The following is a 1,051-nucleotide window of genomic DNA, read 5'->3' as shown; positions in this document are numbered from 1 at the left end:
TAGAGCCTTTCACGTTTTGACGGAAGCGTAGCCTGCGTTTTCGAAGTAGTTCTTGCATTCGGCTGCCTCGATGGTTTCGACGAGGTGGCCGATGTAGCGCCACGTGTCCTCGACGGTGCGTTTCTGAGCCTGGCGCATCCAGTGTTTGATCTTGGCGAAGGCCTGCTCGATCGGATTGAGATCCGGAGAGTAGGGCGGCAGGTACCAAAGCCTGGCGCCGGCAGCCTTGATCATCTGCCTGATCGCCGCCGACTTATGACTTCCCAGATTATCCATGACGACGATGTCGCCGGGCTTCAGAACGGTGACGAGCTGCTGCTCGACATAAGCGCGGAAGCATTGGCCGTTGATCGGTCCGTCGAAGACGCAAGGTGCCGCGAGCCGATCCCAGCGCAGTGCGCCGAGGAAGGTCAGCGTGCGCCAATGACCATGCGGAGCCAAGCCGCGCAGCCGCTTGCCCTTCGGTCCCCAACCGCGCAGCGGAGCCATGTTGGTCTTGATCCACGTCTCATCGATGAAGACCAGGCACTGCGGGTCGAGGCCGGTCTGCCAGGATCGCCATCGCTGACGCCTACGGGCAATATCAGCGCGTGCTTGTTCGAGGGCGAACAGCGTTTTTTTTGAAGCTCAGGCCCTCGCGGCGCAAGAACAGCCACACTGCGTTGTGCGAGACTTTAACCCCGCGCGCGGCCAACTCATCCTTCAGACCGTGTAGCGTCAGATGCGGTGTCTCACGGACACGCGCCTCGATGAAGGCACGGTGCGGCTCCAGTACTCTCTTGCGATGTCCACCCATCTTGCCCGGCGCCACCGAGCCGGTCGTCCCATGGCGCTGCAACAGCTTCACCGCGGCCGAAATCGAAATGCCGAACCGTTTCGCAGCAGACCGCCGGCTCTCACCACCCAAAACCGCCGCCACAACCCGCTCGCGAAGATCATTGGAAAGAGGTCGGGTCATCAGATGCTGGCCTCCACTCCAGCCAGCATCTTGAATCACAAAACCGACAAATCGGGAATCCCCTTCGATTCCATCAAGCCGTGAACCGCTCTA

General features: G+C 60.6%; 1 protein-coding gene. It reads right to left on the bottom strand.

Annotated features, from left to right (window positions below):
• Nucleotides 1-9: 9 nt before the first annotated feature.
• A protein-coding gene (locus tag AB4Z43_RS33470) for an IS630 family transposase (protein ID WP_441940989.1) occupies nt 10-958 on the bottom strand; the annotation gives its coding sequence in 2 pieces (ribosomal slippage) (nt 10-621 and nt 623-958; 948 coding nt in all).
• Between the last annotated feature and the right edge of the window lie 93 nt (nt 959-1,051).

It is taken from the genome of Mesorhizobium sp. 2RAF45 (assembly GCF_052115225.1).
GTDB classification, from domain to species: domain Bacteria; phylum Pseudomonadota; class Alphaproteobacteria; order Rhizobiales; family Rhizobiaceae; genus Mesorhizobium; species Mesorhizobium jarvisii.
This window is presented reverse-complemented; position numbering and strand designations above follow the sequence as displayed.